Annotated in this window: 13 protein-coding genes; 2 read left to right on the top strand and 11 right to left on the bottom strand. The window is 72.9% G+C overall.

Going from position 1 to position 16,986, the window contains the following annotated elements:
* Positions 1 to 265 precede the first annotated feature (265 nt).
* The gene (locus K7G59_RS33320; RefSeq protein ID WP_225840434.1) at positions 266 to 1,273 is read right to left on the bottom strand and encodes a stage II sporulation protein M; all 1,008 of its coding nucleotides are present in this window, start codon (positions 1,271 to 1,273) and stop codon (positions 266 to 268) included.
* A 165-nt stretch (positions 1,274 to 1,438) separates the two neighbouring features.
* Here K7G59_RS33320 and K7G59_RS33315 point away from each other — a divergent pair, with 165 nt between their 5' ends.
* Entirely contained in the window at positions 1,439 to 2,416 is a 978-nt protein-coding gene (locus tag K7G59_RS33315) for an RDD family protein (protein ID WP_225840433.1), read from the top strand.
* Between the two features lie 25 nt (positions 2,417 to 2,441).
* Here K7G59_RS33315 and K7G59_RS33310 read toward each other — a convergent pair whose 3' ends face one another.
* The 8 genes from K7G59_RS33310 to K7G59_RS33275 all read right to left on the bottom strand — a co-directional run bounded on the left by K7G59_RS33310 (position 2,442) and on the right by K7G59_RS33275 (position 10,931).
* Entirely contained in the window at positions 2,442 to 3,056 is a 615-nt protein-coding gene (locus K7G59_RS33310) for a hypothetical protein (RefSeq protein ID WP_225840432.1), read from the bottom strand.
* Positions 3,057 to 3,242: 186 nt separating this feature from the next.
* Complete coding sequence (gene ahcY / locus K7G59_RS33305) at positions 3,243 to 4,700, bottom strand: adenosylhomocysteinase (RefSeq protein ID WP_225840431.1); 1,458 nt, start codon at positions 4,698 to 4,700, stop codon at positions 3,243 to 3,245.
* Positions 4,701 to 5,004: 304 nt separating this feature from the next.
* Positions 5,005 to 5,985 (bottom strand): cation diffusion facilitator family transporter, encoded by a 981-nt coding sequence (locus K7G59_RS33300; protein WP_225840430.1) that lies wholly within the window; start codon positions 5,983 to 5,985, stop codon positions 5,005 to 5,007.
* Positions 5,986 to 6,106: 121 nt separating this feature from the next.
* Positions 6,107 to 7,258 carry a mannose-6-phosphate isomerase, class I gene (manA, locus tag K7G59_RS33295; protein WP_225840429.1) on the bottom strand — a complete coding sequence of 384 codons (1,152 nt, stop codon included), beginning with the start codon at positions 7,256 to 7,258 and terminating at the stop codon, positions 6,107 to 6,109.
* A 98-nt stretch (positions 7,259 to 7,356) separates the two neighbouring features.
* Positions 7,357 to 8,484 carry an SIS domain-containing protein gene (locus K7G59_RS33290; protein WP_225840428.1) on the bottom strand — a complete coding sequence of 376 codons (1,128 nt, stop codon included), beginning with the start codon at positions 8,482 to 8,484 and terminating at the stop codon, positions 7,357 to 7,359.
* 82 nt (positions 8,485 to 8,566) lie between these two features.
* Positions 8,567 to 8,737: a Trm112 family protein gene (locus K7G59_RS33285; protein ID WP_225840427.1), complete on the bottom strand. Its 171-nt coding sequence runs from the start codon at positions 8,735 to 8,737 to the stop codon at positions 8,567 to 8,569.
* A gap of 274 nt (positions 8,738 to 9,011) precedes the next feature.
* On the bottom strand, positions 9,012 to 10,376 hold the full coding sequence (locus K7G59_RS33280; protein WP_225840426.1) for a phosphomannomutase/phosphoglucomutase: 1,365 nt from the start codon (positions 10,374 to 10,376) through the stop codon (positions 9,012 to 9,014).
* Positions 10,377 to 10,505: 129 nt separating this feature from the next.
* A complete protein-coding gene (locus K7G59_RS33275; RefSeq protein ID WP_225840425.1) occupies positions 10,506 to 10,931 on the bottom strand; it encodes a DUF3499 domain-containing protein in 426 nt (141 codons plus the stop codon).
* A 301-nt stretch (positions 10,932 to 11,232) separates the two neighbouring features.
* Between K7G59_RS33275 and K7G59_RS33270 the strand changes: the two genes are divergently transcribed.
* Positions 11,233 to 11,685, top strand: a complete 453-nt coding sequence (locus K7G59_RS33270) for a metallopeptidase family protein (protein WP_225840436.1) — start codon at positions 11,233 to 11,235, stop codon at positions 11,683 to 11,685.
* A 78-nt stretch (positions 11,686 to 11,763) separates the two neighbouring features.
* On the opposite strand, the gene K7G59_RS33265 is transcribed toward K7G59_RS33270, so the two are convergent.
* Positions 11,764 to 13,290 (bottom strand): DUF5719 family protein, encoded by a 1,527-nt coding sequence (locus K7G59_RS33265; protein WP_225840424.1) that lies wholly within the window; start codon positions 13,288 to 13,290, stop codon positions 11,764 to 11,766.
* Positions 13,287 to 16,982: a glycosyltransferase family 2 protein gene (locus K7G59_RS33260; RefSeq protein ID WP_225840423.1), complete on the bottom strand. Its 3,696-nt coding sequence runs from the start codon at positions 16,980 to 16,982 to the stop codon at positions 13,287 to 13,289. Before K7G59_RS33260 ends, K7G59_RS33265 begins: the two co-directional genes overlap by 4 nt.
* Between the last annotated feature and the right edge of the window lie 4 nt (positions 16,983 to 16,986).

The following is a 16,986-nucleotide window of genomic DNA, read 5'->3' as shown; positions in this document are numbered from 1 at the left end:
TCCGCTCTCGCGGTTTCCTTTCCGGCTTTTCCGACTTTATCAGAAATTCTTGGCCGGTCTGACCGGCCGCTCATTTCTGAGTAATCGGGGTGCCCTACCAGGATGCCGTTGCCGGCTCCTCGGGCAGCAGATTCATTCTAGATGTCCGCCCGGTCTCTTGTCCAGCTCCCAGGCAACTAGATGAATCTACCTCCCCGCTCCACCCGTGTCAACAGGCGTCGTGGGGCGGAGAGGAGACTAGCAGCTCAGAGGAGCCGCACGCACATCAGGCGGCCGTGGGCACGGCGGCGCTGCGTTCCGCCTCCGTCACGTCACCTGTCTCGCCGGCACGTACCGCGCGACCGCCGAGGACGTAGACGTACGTCAGGAATGCCAGCTCAGCCGCCACGCCGATGGCGATTCGGGCCCAGGTAGGCAGGCCGGAGGGGGTGACGAAGCCTTCGATGGCACCGGAGACGAACAGCACCAGGGCGAGGCCGATCGCCATGCCGACCGCGGCCCGGCCCTCCTCCGCGAGGGCGTCGCGACGGGTGCGGGGGCCCGGATCGATGAGGGTCCAGCCCAGGCGCATCCCCGTTCCGGCGGCGACGAAGACCGCGGTCAGTTCGAGCAGGCCGTGCGGGAGGACCAGGCCGAGGAAGGTGTCGAGGCGGCCGGCGGCGGACATCAGACCGATGCCGACGCCGAGGTTGAGCATGTTCTCAAGGAGGATCCAGAGCACGGGCAGACCCAGGAAGACCCCCAGGACCAGGCACATCGCCGCGGCACGGGCGTTGTTCGTCCACACCTGGGCGGCGAAGGAGGCCGCGGGGTGGCTCGAGTAGTAGGTCTCGTACTCGCCGCCGGGCCGGGTCAGCTCGCGCAGCCGGGCGGGCGCGCCGATCGACGACTGGACGTCCGGATGGGCGCTGATCCACCAGCCCAGGAGGACCGCGACGGCGGTGGAGACGAGCGCCGTGGGCACCCACCAGTTCCGCGCACGGTAGACCGCGGCGGGAAACCCCGCTGCCAGGAACCGGGCGACATCGCGCCAGGAGGCACGGCGGGTGCCGGTGACGGCGCTGCGCGCGCGTGCCACGAGCTGGCTGAGCCGTCCGGTCAGCTGTGGGTCCGGGGCGCTGGACTGGATGAGGGACAGGTGGGTGGCGGTGCGCTGGTAGAGGGTGACGAGTTCGTCGGCTTCGGCACCGTTGAGGCGGCGCTGCCGGCGGAGCAGGACGTCGAGGCGGTCCCATTCGGCGCGGTGTGCGGTGACGAAGACGTCCAGGTCCATCGGGTCTGCCTGCTCCTCGGCTGGTCACCGACTGCTCGTCGCGGATGCTCGTGATGCCCGTATGTGCTGTCGGCTGTGCTGTCAGCTTGTCGTACTGCGGCGCGATGCGCCCTCAGCTTGGCAGACTTGCAGAACACGGGGCAGAGCAGGGGAAGGGCGGCGGGCGTGAGTGAGCTGGTGACGGGCGAGGCGGTGACGCTCGAACTGCGGCCCGCGAAGCTGCCGAGCAGGGCGCTGGCGGTGATGCTCGACCTGATCGCGACCGTGTTCGTGTACGTCGTCGTGACCATGGTGCTGGTGGCCACGACCTCGTCCTTGGACGACGCGGCGCAGGTGGCGCTGTCGATCGCGACGTTCCTGTTGGTACTGGTCGGCGGGCCGATCGCGGTGGAGACGCTCAGCCAAGGACGCTCGCTGGGGAAGCTGGCGTTCGGGCTTCGGGTGGTGCGCGACGACGGCGGGCCGATCCGGTTCCGGCACGCGCTGGTGCGGGGCGCCATCGGCGTGGTCGAGATCCTCATGACGTTCGGGGTGGTCGCCTGCATCGCCTCGCTGGTGTCTGCGCGGGGTCGGCGGCTCGGGGACGTCTTCGCGGGCACGCTGGTCGTACGCGAGCGGATTCCCGCGGGGCGCGCCGGGGCCGTCCCGCCTCCGCCGCCGTGGCTGGCCGGGCGGTTCGCCGGGCTGGACCTGTCGACGGTCCCGGACGGGCTGTGGCTTGCGGTGCGGCAGTACCTGATCCGGATGCAGCAGCTCGATCCGCAGGTCTCCTGGGGCATGGCCCAGCAGTTGGCGGGCGACCTCGCGGCTCGTACGGGCGCTCCCGTTCCCCAGGACGTTCATCCGGCCGCGTTTCTGGCGGCCGTCGTGCACGAGCGGCAGTCCCGCGAGGCCCGGCAGGCGTTCGGCGTCACGGGTGCGCCCGGTGCGCCCGGCGCTCATGAGCGGGGTTACGGGAGTGGTCGTCCGGCACCCGTGTCGCAGTCGCCTGCGGCACATGCGTACCAGCCGCAGCCGTATCAGCCCCCTCAGCCGCAGGCCCAGCCGCCGAAGCAGCCGCAGCCGCCCGTCGCCCGCCCGGCCCCGCCGCGGGACGAGCCGCCGGCCGATCGTCCGGCAACGGGATTCGCACCCCCGTCCTGACACGGGCCGGAGGAACGGGCACGGCTCAGTCGAACGTCGACGGCGGGGACTGAAGGTCCTCCAGCTCGATGCCGGGTGCGGACAGGACGACGTCGCCGGCGAGGTGCACGGTGTGCCGCTCGCCCGTGTCCAGGGCTGTGACCTGGTATTCGTCCACGGTCAGGGGACCGTTGTCAGTGGCGTGTGCTTCGCTGTTCACCAAGGCCCAGGACTGGTCCACGGTGCGGGGAGCGAGGACCGGGTCGGTGAAGGCCACGAGGCGCACGCGGGTCGCGCTCGACGAGGGGGTGAGGCGCAGCAGACGGGTGGTGGCGACGAGGAACGCGGGGGACGTGCCGGTGAAGGCGTGGGCGCGCGCAGTGCCTTCGGTGGCATGAGTGCCGGTGGGGTCGGTGCGGACCCAGGTGACGCCGTCGAGGGCGGCGCCGCGCACCTGCCAGCCTCCCGCGTGGAGTTCGAGACGGATGGGGCGGCCGAGGTCGTCCAGGGCGAGGTCGACCGAGCCGCGGTGGTCGCCGGAGGCCGTCGTCAGCTGGGAGACGTAGCGCCAGCCGGACGGGCCGGGGGCGCACTGGAAGTGTTCTTCTCCGAGGGGGGTGTGATCGTGCGGATCGTGGAGCGAATAACGGCCGCGGGGCATGGGTGTCCTGGGTTCTGACGGCTGACCGGTCCGGCCGGTGGGCTGCCGGCTGCCGGAGACCGAAGGGGCAGGCCCCCGGCACGGGGGTGCGGGGGCCTGCCTCGGAGGATCTGCGGACCTGCTGCGGGGGGTGTGCGGCGGTGCACCGGCGCACTCCCCCGGCGGCGGGGCTACGGGAGCGCTGGATCAGTAGCGGTAGTGGTCCGCCTTGTACGGGCCGTCGACCTCGACACCGATGTACTCCGCCTGCTCCGGGCGCAGCTTGGTCAGCTTGACGCCGAGCGCGTCGAGGTGGAGGCGGGCGACCTTCTCGTCGAGGTGCTTGGGCAGCACGTAGACGCCGATCGGGTACTCGTCGGGCTTGGTGAACAGCTCGATCTGGGCCAGGGTCTGGTCCGCGAAGGAGTTGGACATCACGAACGAGGGGTGACCGGTGGCGTTGCCCAGGTTCAGCAGGCGGCCCTCGGACAGCACGATGATCTTCTTGCCGTCCGGGAAGGTCCAGGTGTGGACCTGCGGCTTGACCTCGTCCTTCACGACGCCCGGGATCTTGGCCAGGCCGGCCATGTCGATCTCGTTGTCGAAGTGGCCGATGTTGCCGACGATCGCCTGGTGCTTCATCTTCGCCATGTCCGAGGCGAGGATGATGTCCTTGTTGCCGGTGGTGGTGATGAAGATGTCGGCGGTCTCCACGACCTCGTCGAGGGTGGTGACCTGGTAGCCGTCCATCGCCGCCTGCAGGGCGCAGATCGGGTCGATCTCGGTGACGATCACGCGGGCGCCCTGGCCGCGCAGGGACTCCGCGCAGCCCTTGCCGACGTCGCCGTAGCCGCAGACGACGGCGGTCTTGCCGCCGATCAGGACGTCGGTGGCGCGGTTGATGCCGTCGACCAGGGAGTGGCGGCAGCCGTACTTGTTGTCGAACTTCGACTTGGTGACGGCGTCATTGACGTTGATCGCCGGGAAGAGGAGGGAGCCCTCGCGCTGCATCTCGTACAGGCGGTGGACGCCCGTCGTGGTCTCCTCGGTGACACCGCGGATCTCGGAGGCCAGATGCGTCCACTTCTGGGGGTTCTCGCCCAGGGTGCGGTGCAGCAGCTGGAGGATGACGCGGTGCTCGTCGGACTCGGCGGTCTCCAGCGCGGGGACCTCACCGGCCTTCTCGTACTCGACGCCCTTGTGGACGAGGAGGGTGGCGTCGCCGCCGTCGTCCAGAATCATGTTCGGGCCGCCGGTCGGGGAGTCCTCCCAGGTCAGCGCCTGCTCGGTGCACCACCAGTACTCCTCCAGCGTCTCGCCCTTCCAGGCGAACACCGGGATGCCCTGCGGGTTCTCGGGGGTGCCGTCCGGGCCCACCGCGATCGCCGCCGCCGCGTGGTCCTGGGTGGAGAAGATGTTGCAGGACGCCCAGCGCACCCGCGCGCCCAGCGCGGCCAGCGTCTCGATCAGCACAGCCGTCTGCACGGTCATGTGCAGGGAGCCGGTGATCCGGGCGCCGGCCAGCGGCTGGGAAGCGGCGTACTCCTTGCGGATCGCCATCAGGCCGGGCATCTCGTGCTCGGCGAGGGTGATCTCCTTGCGGCCGAACTCGGCCAGGGACAGGTCGGCGACCTTGAAGTCCTGTCGCTTGTCGACAGTCGTCATTACGAGCTGCTCCTCGGGGTTGGGGCGAGGTTGGTACGGCTGGTCTGCGCGGCGGCGGACACTGGGTGCCCGGAAGGAGGACACAGGCATGCCCTCGTACGCGCAGCGCAGTCCGTCGGAGGCCCTCTCTCCCTCGGCCGGTCCGCACCGGGACCGCCCGACCGCCATCAGCAGCGACGTCTGGCTCCGTCCCAAGCTACACCGGCGGACCCGGCCGCCCCCAGTCCGCCTCTGAAGAGTTCACGTGGATCACGAGGGAGAGACGAGCCGGATTCGAGTGCCGGCGCCAAGGCCGGCCTCGGTCTCAGTGCCCTGCCGTGTGCGGGGTCGGGCCGCCCGGGGTCGCCTCGGGGTCCGGGCCCCTGCGGGCCTCGGTCTCGCTGTAGATGTCCGGCTCCAGGTAGATCACGCGGGCGATGGGGACGGCGGCGCGGATGCGGGCCTCGGCGGCGTTGATCGCGTTCGCGACCTCGGCGGCCGTGTCGTCGTGGTGGACGGCGATCTTGGCGGCGACGAGCAGTTCCTCGGGACCGAGGTGGAGCGTGCGCATGTGGATGAGCCCGGTGACGGTGTCGCCGTCCACGAGCGCGGCCTCGATCTTCTCGACCTCCTCCAGGCCCGCGGCCTCGCCGAGCAGCAGCGACTTGGTCTCGGCGGCCAGGACCAGGGCGATGCCGATGAGGAGAAAGCCGATGCAGACAGTGCCGATGCCGTCCCAGACGCCGTCGCCGGTGATCACGGCCAGGCCGACGCCGCCGAGGGCCAGGACCAGACCGATCAGCGCGCCGAAGTCCTCCAGCAGGACCACGGGCAGCTCGGGCGCCTTGGCGCGGCGGATGAACTGCGCCCAGGACAGCTTGCCGCGCAGTTCGTCGGACTCCTTGATGGCCGTGCGGAAGGAGAAGCCCTCGGCGATGACCGCGAAGACGAGGACGCCCACCGGCCAGTACCAGTGCTCCAGTTCGTGCGGGTGGCGGATCTTCTCGTAGCCCTCGTAGACGGCGAACATGCCACCGATCGAGAAGAGCACGATCGAGACGAGGAAGGCGTAGATGAACCGCTCGCGACCGTAACCGAACGGGTGTTGCGGGGTCGCCTCGCGCTGCGCGCGCTTTCCGCCGAGGAGGAGCAGGAACTGGTTGCCGGAGTCGGCGAGGGAGTGGACGCCCTCGGCGAGCATCGAGGAGGAACCGCTGAAGGCGAACGCCACGAACTTCGATGCCGCGATCGCGAGGTTGGCGCCGAGTGCCGCCACGATCGCCCTGGTACCGCCTGACGCGCTCATCTGTCCGGGTCGTCCCTTCGCCTTCGTACCGGGCGCCGCCATCACCTTTGCCCGCCCTTTGCCGGTGGGTCATTCTTGCAGCACGGGCGGGCGGCGGCGCGTCAGGTATCCACAGCTGCGGTCATACGATCACAGTGGCTCGGAAGAGCGTGCCCGAGCCGGACACCTCCACGCGCTCCCCGGCCGGGACGAACACCGACTGGCCGGGGCCCAGTTCCAGTCCGCCCGTGCGGACCGTGCCGGCCGTGCACAGCAGGATCTGCGGGGTGTCGCGGGTGAGGTCGTGGCGGGCGCCGCCCTGGGGGAGGACGTACCGGGAGAGCCGGAACTCGTCGATCGGCGTCTCGTACACCTCCTCCCCGTCCGGGGAGGCCTCGGGGCGCAGCACGCCCGGGTCGCCCGCCTCGAAGCGGACGACCCGCAGCAGTTCGGGGACGTCGACGTGCTTGGGGGTCAGTCCACAGCGCAGGACGTTGTCGGAGGTGGCCATGATCTCGACGCCGAGGCCGCTGAGGTAGGCGTGCGGGACGCCCGCGCCGAGGAAGAGGGCCTCACCGGGCTGGAGGCGGACGTGGTTGAGCAGCATGGCCGCGATGACGCCGGGGTCGCCCGGGTAGTGGTGGCCGAGGACGGCGTAGGGGGCGTAGGCGCCGCCGAGGCGGGTGCAGGCGGCGGTGGCCTCGGCGACCGTGCGGGCCATGTCCTCGGGGTCGGCGGTGAGGATCGCGGTGAGCATCTCACGCAGGGCCGCGTCCACGGGGTGGGCGTGCAGCAGGTCGGCGTACGGCTTGAGGGAGTCGACGCCGAGCCCGTCGAGCAGGCCGGCGGTCTCGACCGGGTCGCGGAAGCCGCACAGCCCGACGAACTCGGTGAGGGCGCAGATCAGTTCCGGCTTGTGGTTGGCGTCCTTGTAGTTGCGGTGCGGGGCGTCCAGGGGGATGCCGCGCCGCTCCTCGTCGGCGTATCCCTCCCTGGCCTGCTCCAGGTCGGGGTGCACCTGGAGGGACAGGGGTGCGCCGGCGGCGAGGACCTTCAGGAGGAACGGCAGCCGCGGGCCGAACCTGGCGACCGCGGCTGCGCCCAGCTCACGCTCCGGATCGGCGTCGATCACCTCGACGAGTGTCCCGCGCGGGGTGCGCGAGGGTGCGCCCGGGTGCGCCCCCATCCACATCTCCGCCTGCGGTTCACCGGTCGGCTCGACGCCGAGCAGGTGCGCGATGGCGGTGGTGGACCCCCAGGCGTAGGGGCGGATGGTGTTGTCGAGGCGGTCCATGTACGTCTCTCTGCCCGTTCTCTCTGCGTACGACGGTTCGCCGCGTGTACGGCTGCCGGAAAGCGCCCGGCCGGGGTGCCGGGGCGTCTCGGTCCAGATCAGGCCCTCGAAGCGAGCGCCAGGTAAACGGCGGCGAAATCCGTGACGGCGATCAGTTCCGCGAGGGTCTCCAGATCGCCGCCGTCCTCCGGTTCGATTTCGCTGATCGGCGTGTCGTGGCTGAGCGCGAGGTCGCGGGCGGTGGGGGCGGCGGTGAGAGCGCTGATCGGGCGGTCGCGGAGCAGCACCACCCGCGCGTGCAGCGCGGGCGTTTCCTCCACGCGGTCGCGGAAGAAGTCGTCGGGGTCGGCGCTGGCGGCGAGCGGGCCGGCCAGCAGGGCGCTGTGCGCGGCAAGCGCTTCGGGAAGTTCGGCGACCAGGGCGGGGCGGCCGGCGAGTTCGGCGAGGGCAGCGGCGAAACGGCGGCCCGCGGGGCCGGCCGAGGCGCCTTCCGTCCACACCACGGGGAGGGCATCGGCGAGTTCGGCGGCGAGGGTCTTGGCCGGATTGCTGTAGGTGACGATGGCGGGGCCGCAGGACTCGGCGATGTGGTCGAGGCGGTCGGCGACCTTCTCCAGGGCGTCCGGCGGTGCGGTGACCAGGCCGACGCGGTCCAGGAGCGCGAGGAGCGGGGTGAGCAGCGCCCAGAAGACACCCGGGGAGGAAGCGGCGAGCGGCTCCTCGTGGTCGTACGGGGCGGTCGCCATCGGCACGAACAGTCCGTGCGCGGCGGCGATGGCCTCGGCGAGCGGCGTGTGGGCCGGGGCCACTGCGACGACCGAGCAGCCGCGGCGGTAGGCCTGCTCGGCGAGCAGGGAGAGGCTGGGTTCGGTGCCGTCCGGGGTGGCGATCAGCAGCAGGTCGACGGAGCCGGCCCAGCCCGGCAGTTCCCAGCGCAGGGCACCGGCGGCCGGGGCGACGCCGGTGGGGGCCAGCCGGGTGACGGGGCTGCCGGGGCCGGCCAGGATGCCGAGAAGGTCGGCGGTGTGGGTGGCGGCGGCTCCGGGACCGGCGATCAGGACGGCACGGGGGCGGCCGTCGGGCTCGAGGCGGCCCACCCCGGCCTCGGCGGCGTGCCGGGCCGCGGTGCGCACGCGGGCGCCGGCCTCGGCCGCACCGCGGAGAAGTCCTCGGCGGTCGGCCTCGGCAAGGCCCTCCGGGGTGTCGAGCAGCGATTCGTCCAGCATGGGCGGGAGTCTCCGATCGCCGGGTCCTGTGCGGGGGTGGGGCGCCGGGCGCCGGGTCTGCGAGGCTGGGTGGGACGCCTCGTCACTCGGGGCGACGGGCCTCGTCCACGAGGAGGACCGGGATGCCGTCGCGGACGGGGTAGGCGAGGCCGCAGTCCTGGCCCGTGCAGACCAGCTCGGTGTCCTGCTCCTCCAGGGGGGCGTGGCAGGCCGGGCAGGCGAGGATCTCCAGGAGGCCGGCTTCGAGCGGCATGGTGTGTCCCTTCGGGGGCGGAAGTGTCATGGCCGATGTGCTGGTCAGCGTACCGCTGGTGGCGTGGTCGGGCTGGGCTGCCGTGCCGACCAGGGGCGTTGCCCCCCTGGCCTGCCGCTGGTCTGCCTGGCCGCCGCCTGTGCCTGCCGCGTGGCCTGGGCCCGGCCGCCGCCTGCGCCTGCCGCCTGGCCTGCCTGGCCGCCGCCTGCGCCTGCCGCCTGCGCCTGTCCGTCGCTCGATTCGGCCGGCGGGAGGGCGCGGGCGCCGACCGGCCTCAGCCCCGGATGATGGCCAGCGCCTCGTCCCTGATCCTCACCATCGTCGCCTCGTCCTTCGCCTCCGCGTTCAGGCGCAGCAGAGGCTCCGTGTTGGACGGGCGGACGTTGAACCACCAGTCGTCGGCGGCGACCGTGAGGCCGTCGAGGTCGTCCAGCGTCACGTCGGCGCGGTCCTGGTAGGCGGCGCGGATCGCGGCGAGGCGGGCGGTCTGGTCGGCGACCGTGGAGTTGATCTCGCCGGAGCCCGCGTAGCGGTCGTACTGGGCGACGAGGGCGGACAGGGGGCCGTCCTGGCCGCCGAGGGCCGCAAGGACGTGCAGGGCGGCCAGCATGCCGGTGTCGGCGTTCCAGAAGTCCTTGAAGTAGTAGTGGGCCGAGTGCTCGCCGCCGAAGATCGCGCCCGTCCGGGCCATCTCGGCCTTGATGAAGGAGTGGCCGACGCGGGTGCGGACGGGGGTGCCGCCGTTCTCCTCGACGACCTCGGGGACCGTGCGGGAGGTGATCAGATTGTGGATGACGGTGCCCTTGCCGCCGTTGCGGGCCAGCTCGCGCGCGGCGACCAGCGCGGTGATCGCGGAGGGGGACACGGGGTCGCCGTTCTCGTCCACGACGAAGCAACGGTCGGCGTCGCCGTCGAAGGCGATGCCGAGGTCGGCGCCCTCGGCCGGGACCCGCTTCTGCAGGTCGACGAGGTTCGCCGGGTCGAGCGGGTTGGCCTCGTGGTTGGGGAAGGTGCCGTCCAGCTCGAAGTACATCGGGACGAGGGTCAGAGGCAGGCCGGCGAAGACGGTGGGGACGGTGTGGCCGCCCATGCCGTTGCCGGCGTCGACCACGACCTTCAGGGGGCGGATGGAGGTCAGGTCGACGAGCGAGCGCAGGTGCGCCGCGTAATCCTCCAGCGTCTCGCGCGTGGTGAGGGTTCCCGGCTCGGCGACCGGCTCGGGGGCGTCCGACTCCAGCCACTTCTCGACCAGTTCGCGGATCTGTGTCAGGCCCGTGTCCTGGCCGACGGGCGCGGCGCCCGCGCGGCACAGCTTGATGCCGTTGTACTGCGCCGGGTTGTGGGAGGCCGTGAACATGGCGCCGGGCAGGTTCAGCGCGCCGGAGGCGTAGTAGAGCTGGTCGGTGGAGCACAGGCCGATCTCGGTGACGTCCGCGCCGCGGTCGGCCGCGCCGCGCGCGAAGGCGCGGGACAGGCCGGGGGACGAGGGGCGCATGTCGTGGCCGACGACGATGGCCGCCGCGCCGGTCACGTCCGCGAAGGCGGCGCCGAAGAGTTCGGCCAGTGACTCGTCCCACTGGTCCGGGACCACTCCGCGTACGTCGTACGCCTTCACGATCTGCGACAGATCAGCAGCCACGGCCAAACCCTCCTGAACGTTCTATGGGTGCCCACAAACTACCCGCCAGGGGTGAGGGACCTGTGCGCCGACGTCATGTGGCCCGTCGATGGCCGGGCGGCGGGCCGGGCGTCGCGCTGTTCGGAGGGGTCAGTTGTCCGGCGAGCGCAGGACGCGGAGGTGGCCGCGACGGGCGACTTCCATGGGGTCCGCGGTGCGCGCTGCGCCGCCGCCCGCCCCGGCCGCGCGTTCCTGGGGGCGGGCCGCCTCGCGCACGGCGTTGGCGAGCGCTTCCAGATCGTCCCCGCTGGGCCGCGCGGGAGCCGAGCCGTCGAGGAGGCGGACGACCTCCCAGCCGCGCGGGGCGGTCAGGCGCTCGGAGTGCTCGGCGCACAGGTCGTAGCAGTGGGGCTCGGCGTAGGTGGCGAGCGGGCCGAGGACCGCGGTCGAGTCGGCGTAGACGTACGTCAGCGTCGCGACGGCGGGTCGGCCGCAAGCGGTGCGCGAACAGCGACGTACAGGGCTCACGACGTTGGACGGTACCGCACTCTTGAGCGGGCCGCGACGACTCTGCACCAGGTCACTCCACCGTGTCGTACTGTGAGACGCGCCACAGCCCCCTCCGAACGGCCGTCGTTGACCTGCGAAGACAGTCACTCACGCAGGCTCGGGCAGGGCTGTGTTCGGTCATGAGCTGGTACAAACACCGCCAATTGCCTTGAGTTCGACGGTCTCGGAGGGTTACGGAAACGAGTCAGACCTTGGCTGAAACGGTCATCGTGAGACATGGGTCGGGTCATGGCCGGCAGCCGTCACCGAGGCGGTTGCCGCGTGGGGCCCGGCAGGCGGTGGGTGCGAGGACTACGCTTCACCGGTGATGGACAACCGTGTACCTCCTTCTGCCGTCGGCCCCGGGCCCCGACGCCGTGATCGTCACGGACGGGGCATGCGGGGGCCGATCGCGCCGCCGCAGGTACCGCTCGCGGCCAGCAGGGCCGAGGTGTTCGCGGACCTGGTGCAGGACTCCGTGGATCGCCTCGAGCGGCGCTGGCCGCAGCTCGCCGACATCGACTTCCTCGTGCTGGAGGTGCCCCGGCCCGAGGGGCGGGGCACACAGACGTGGAGCGACGAGGCCGTGCCCCTGGGCGGGGTCGTACCCGCGCGTGAGGGGCGCCCGGCGCGTGTCGTGGTGTACCGCAGGCCGGTGGAGATCCGGACCAAGGGGCGGGACGAGCGGGCCGCGCTGGTGCACGACGTGGTCGTGGAGCAGGTCGCCGAGCTGCTGGGACTCACCCCCGAGACGGTGGACCCGCGGTACGGGGAGGACTGACGCCGGGGCAGGCCATCCCCGCCTCCCCGACCCTGCCTCCCCGACCCTGCCTCTGCTGCCTCCGCACCTCTGCCCCTGCTACTTCTGCGCCACCGACACGTCCTCCTCCGCCTCCGGTACGGCCACCGTTCCCCGGTCGTCGGGCAGGGTCTGGACCGTGAAGCCGGGGATGCCGCCCTCGGTGGCCGACAGGGTACGGGCGGCGTAGACCGGGGCGCCGGAGACGGGCTCCACCGTCAGGGCGTAGGTGCCCTTCAGACCCGAGGGGACGGGGGCCGCGACGTCCTGCGTGGCGCCGGATCTGATCGTGTAGGTCTTCGTGGCCGGCGTGCCGCCCTCGCTGCCCGCCGAGGCGGTCACCTTGACGGTGGCCGTGCCGGTGGGCGCGGTCAGCGAGAGGGTCGTGCCCTTGCCGCTGTTGTCGGCCGACGTCGCGCGGGTGCCGACCGGGGCGGTGGCCGGGATGAACGCCGTTTCCTGGCTGCCGCCCTTGCCGCGCACCACCTGCAGCGCCGCCACGACCGGTACGGCCTGGTCGGCGGGCGTGAGGATCAGCGAGCCCGCCTCGCCCCGGGTGACGTCGCCGAGATCGGCCGCCGTCGTCATGCCGGACTTGACGTGCAGGGTCTCGTTCCCGGCCGGGGTGATCAGGCCGCTGGGGGAGGCCAGGCGGACCTTCAGGTCGGCGTCGTCGCCGCCGGGCGTGAACGCGATCAGGCGGACGTCGGTGGCGTCCTTCGGGATGCCGGGCAGGACCAGGCTGCCGGCCGGGTCGGCGGACGCGGCCAGCCAGTCGCCGCCGAGCTTGTCGTCCAGGGCCTGTACGGCCGCGCCGACCCGGCCGCTGCGCACGCCGACGTGCACGGTCACGTCGCTCTGCCGCTCGTCGGTGAGCGTGGACAGCAGGATCGGCTTGCTCGTGTGCGGCGGGATCGTGAAGCCGTCGCCGTACGCGGACTTGATGGCGCCGTTCTTGCCGTACAGCTCGACGTCGACGACGGCGGCGGAGTCGTCGGGGTTGGTCAGGTGGACGTAGTCGGTGCGGTTGTCCGCCGTGCTGGCGCCGGGGAACCAGAACTCGGTGTCAGGAGCGGTGCAGTTGACGCCGTGGAGGCCGCGGCCGGTGCCGGCGGCGACCTCGGTGGTCTCCTGGACGGTCCAGCCGGGCGCGAACCTCCCGTCGGCGGTGCCGACGAGCGCGGGCTCGTCGGCACCGGAGGTGTCACCGGTGGCGGGCGTGCCGGGCTCCTTCGGGGTGAGGACGGCGTCTTGCGCCGCCTTCTTGCCGTCCTTGCCGGTCTTGCCGTCCTTGCTGTTCGCGGCGCCGCCGCCCGTGCCGCCCGCCGGCTCGGGGGCCGCCCGGAGCTCGGCCCTGCCGGCGCTCCCGGTGCCCTTGGTGACAGGCGTGAACGACGTGTACGCGGTGTCGGCGATGTCGGAGATGCTCGGCGCCGGGCACAGCAGGGCCGTTCGCTCCACGGGCAGTTGGGCGGCGGCCCTGGCGGTGTCGGCACCGGACGCGGACGGCGTGTCGAGCACGGCGAAGACGGTGACGGCGGCGAGCGCGCTCGTGCCGGCGATCAGGGACAGGGTCGTGCGGTTCACTGCTGGCTCCCGTCGGGGCGCTCACTGCCGGTGCCGTGGGGGTGGTGGGCCGCCGGGTCGTACGCCGGGTCGTAGCCCTGCTGGTAGGCCGCGGGGTCGTACGGCTGCTGTCCGGCGGTGCCGTAGGCGTAGGGGTCGTACTGGCCCGCCTCGTAGGCGTCGGGCTGGTAGGCCTGCTGGTCGTAACCGGCCGTCTGGTACTGGTCGGCGCCCTGGTACTGGTCGGCGCCCTCGTACTGACCGGCGCCCTCGTAGTGACCGGCGTCGTAGCCGCCGTATTCGTCGCCCGGGTAGGACGCGGCGTCCCAGTCGCCGTACGGCTGCTGGTGCGGGACGGCGGCCGGGGCCTGCTCCGGAGGAGGAGGCACGCTGCCGGGGGCGGGCTGCTCGGAGCCGGGCTGCTCCGGCTCGGACGCATCCTCGGCCTGGGCGCGCAGGCGACGGGCGCGGCGGCCCTCGCCGGTGGTGGCCTGGGCGGGGACGGGCTGCTCCTCGGGCAGGTCGTCGTCGACGTCCCGGCGGCGGCCGGGCAGCGCGAGGACGACGAGGACGACGGCGAGGGCGGCCTGGGCCCACAGCCAGGCGGTGTGGGCGATCGGTTCTTCGTAGCGGACGTCCAGCCTGCCGCCGGTGGCGGGGAGCCGGAAGCCCTGGGCCCAGCCGTCGACCGTGGTACGGGTGAGCGGCTTGCCGTCCAGGGTGGCCGTCCAGCCGTCGTCGGCGGCGTCGGCCAGGCGCAGGACGCGGCCGTCGGCGCCCGACGGGATGGAGGCGTGGACCTCGACAGGTCCGGCGGCGACGGGCCGGGCGGTGCCGGAGCCGTCGGCGGCGACGATGGTGGCGCGGGAGACCTGCTGGTCGACGCGCCACAGGGCGCTGCCGCTCTGCTGGCTGAGCCGGGACAGGCCGGGGGTGGCGTCGAGGACGCGGGTGATCTGGCGGGGCGCGCCCTTGTGGACGAGGACGTAGCGGACGGCGAAGCCGCCGAGCTGGTTCGCCTGGTCGGCGCCGGAACCGGCGACGAGGTTGGCGACGACCTTGTCGAGCTTCGCGTTCTCCCCGTCGGCGGCGGCGAGTTCGGCGTCTCCCATGCGCACGCCGGAGCCGCGCACGAGGGTGTAGCGCACGCGTGCGGCGGAGTCGCTGTCCAGGATCAGGGTGCGGGCCTGGTCGCGAGTGCCGGAGTCCTCGGCGACGAACGCGGGCACCTGGACCGGGTCGCGGCGCTCCAGCGGGCCGCCGGCGCCGCCGATCATCCAGCCGGCGGCGACGAGCAGGGTGCCTGCGGCCGAGGTGAAGGCGATCAGGGCGGCGACGGGCTGGCGCCAGCCGAAGCTCTGCTCGGCCACGCGCGCGCGTGCCCCGTCGGCGCCGAGCACGGCGGCGGCCAGCAGGGCGATGCCGTAGACGAGGGTGGCCGGTCCGGCCCAGCCGGAGTGGTTGGACAGGACGCCGAGGACGAGGCCCACCAGGGCCACCGCCCAGGCGGTCCGGATGCCCGACTGGCGCTCGGAACGCAGGAGTGCGGCGAGTGCGGCGAGGACGATGCCGATGAGCATCAGGCCGTGCACGGTGCCGGGCCCGCCGGGGCTGGCACCGAGCAGGTCGAGCGCGGAGGCGGTCGAGGGGTCGTACTTCAGTCCGGCTTCCTCGAAGAAACCGGCCGGGAGCAGGGTCAGCGACCAAGGGGCGAGGAGCACCAGCGGGGTGCCGAGCTGGGCGAGGAAGCGCAGGCCGTACGCCACAGGGTCGGTGCGGCGCAGCACCAGCACGCCGAGGCCCAGGATCAGCGCGATGGGCCAGACGATCGGTGTGAAGGCGGTGCCGAGGGTCAGCAGCAGCGCGTACGCCCAGGTGGCGCGCCAGCTGCCGCGCGTGCCGGAGCGGTGCGCGAGGCCCGAGGCGGCGACGCCCGCGCGCGCGAGGAGCGGCAGCAGCACGGCGAGGACGGCGGTGCCGATACGGCCGCCGGCCAGCGCGCCGGTGACGGCGGGCAGGAAGGCGTAGGCGATGGCCGCCCAGGCACGCAGCAGGCGGGAGGTGACGAGCGGACGGGAGGCGAAGTACGCGGTGAGCCCGGCCAGCGGCACCGAGCAGACCAGCAGGACGGTGACGGCGAGCCCGGTGGAGCCGAACAGGATCGAGGCGAGTGTCGCGACGACGGCCAGGTACGGCGGGGCGGAGGAGGTGCCGCCCGCGCCCACCTGGTGCCAGGAGTCGGTGTAGCGGGACCACAGGTCGGCGGCGTCGGCCGGGGCGGGCAGCAGGGCGCCCCCCGCGAGCGCGCCGCCGCCGAGCAGGGCGCGGCAGGCGACGAGCGAGACCAGGAGCAGCCCGAGGAAGAGCACCGGGCCGGGCTTGCGGGCGATCCGCTTGAGCCGGGCGAACTGCTCGACCTCCAGGAAGTCGGCGTCGTCTCCGCCGGGCCCGGACTCGACGGCGCCGCCGTGCCGGCCGGCCGAGGAGGTGTCGGGGTCGGAGCCGCCGGTGAAGTTGCCGGCGACCTGCTCCACGGTGGCGCGGACGGTCGCGCCGGGCGGCGGGAAGAGCCGGCGCAGTTCGGCCTTGTCGATCCGGGAGGGGCCGCGCCTGCGCCGTCCGGCGACGATCCGCTCGGGCCGCAGCAGGGTGCCCAGCAGGCCGCGGATCTCGTCGACGGCCTGGCCGGGGACCTTGCCGACGAGGTAGGCGAAGGTTCTGAGGAAGGTGCCGAGGACGAGCCGCACCAGCACCCAGGGCAGCGCGGCGGCACGGGTGTTGACGAGGAGGGTGTAGACGGCGCCCGCCTTGTCGACCTTGTGCGGAGAGGCGGCGGTGCGGCCCACACAGTCGACGGTGCGGCGCTCGCGGGAGGCGGCCTCGGCGTGCCGGACGACGGCGTCGGGGGCGACGAGGACGCGGTGGCCGGCGGTGTGGGCGCGCCAGCACAGGTCGACGTCGTCGCGCATCAGGGGCAGCCGGCGGTCGAATCCGCCGAGCTGTTCGAAGACGTCGCGGCGGATCAGCATGCCTGCCGTGGAGACGGACAGCACGGTGCGGACGTGGTCGTGCTGGCCCTGGTCCTGTTCGCGGCGGTCCAGACCGGTCCAGCGGCGGCCGGAGTTGGCGAGGGAGACGCCGACCTCCAGCAGCTGGCGGCGGTCGTACCAGCCGCGCAGCTTGGGGCCGACGACGGCCACGTCGTCGCGGCCCAGTTCGAGTTCGTTGTCCACGACGCGCAGCAGCTGGGCGAGGGCGTCGGGTTCGGGGGCGCAGTCGTCGTGCAGCAGCCACAGCCACTGGATGGGCTCGCCGTGGGGCAGGTCGGGCAGGTCGTAGGCGTCGTCGCGCCAGCTGCGCGTGACCGGGTCCCAGCTGCTGGGGCGCTTGAGGTAGGGCAGGTCGTCCGGGGTGAGGAGAGGGGCGGTGCGGCTCACCTCCTCGACGGCCTGGCCGAAGCCGGTGCGGCGCGCGAGGTGCAGGACGTTGCCGTCGCCGAGGGCGTCGCTGAGCAGCTGGGCGGAGTCGTCCGCGCTGCCGGTGTCGGCGGCCACCGCGTGCTGCACGGGGCGCTCCTGGCCGAGCAGGCCGGCGAGCGCGTCGGGCAGCCAGCGGGCGCCGTCGTGGGAGACGAGGACCGCGGTCACCACGTGGCGCGGGAACTCAGGGGTGGCAGCTGTGTCTTGGACTGCCGTATGGCTGTGCACGGACATCGAG

Source organism: Streptomyces sp. NK08204, assembly GCF_020400585.1.
Classification (GTDB): domain Bacteria; phylum Actinomycetota; class Actinomycetes; order Streptomycetales; family Streptomycetaceae; genus Streptomyces.
Note: the sequence above shows the minus strand (reverse complement) of the source record. Positions and strands in the feature narration are given on the sequence as shown.

What these genes read in the sequence shown, in the direction of transcription:
- K7G59_RS33320 (WP_225840434.1), bottom strand. Translation starts at nt 1,273, where the DNA reads ATGGACCTGGACGTCTTCGTCACCGCACACCGCGCCGAATGGGACCGC.
- K7G59_RS33310 (WP_225840432.1), bottom strand. Translation starts at nt 3,056, where the DNA reads ATGCCCCGCGGCCGTTATTCGCTCCACGATCCGCACGATCACACCCCC.
- ahcY (WP_225840431.1), bottom strand. Translation starts at nt 4,700, where the DNA reads ATGACGACTGTCGACAAGCGACAGGACTTCAAGGTCGCCGACCTGTCC.
- K7G59_RS33300 (WP_225840430.1), bottom strand. Translation starts at nt 5,985, where the DNA reads ATGAGCGCGTCAGGCGGTACCAGGGCGATCGTGGCGGCACTCGGCGCC.
- manA (WP_225840429.1), bottom strand. Translation starts at nt 7,258, where the DNA reads ATGGACCGCCTCGACAACACCATCCGCCCCTACGCCTGGGGGTCCACC.
- K7G59_RS33290 (WP_225840428.1), bottom strand. Translation starts at nt 8,484, where the DNA reads ATGCTGGACGAATCGCTGCTCGACACCCCGGAGGGCCTTGCCGAGGCC.
- K7G59_RS33285 (WP_225840427.1), bottom strand. Translation starts at nt 8,737, where the DNA reads ATGCCGCTCGAAGCCGGCCTCCTGGAGATCCTCGCCTGCCCGGCCTGC.
- K7G59_RS33270 (WP_225840436.1), top strand. Translation starts at nt 11,233, where the DNA reads ATGGACAACCGTGTACCTCCTTCTGCCGTCGGCCCCGGGCCCCGACGC.
- K7G59_RS33260 (WP_225840423.1), bottom strand. Translation starts at nt 16,982, where the DNA reads ATGTCCGTGCACAGCCATACGGCAGTCCAAGACACAGCTGCCACCCCT.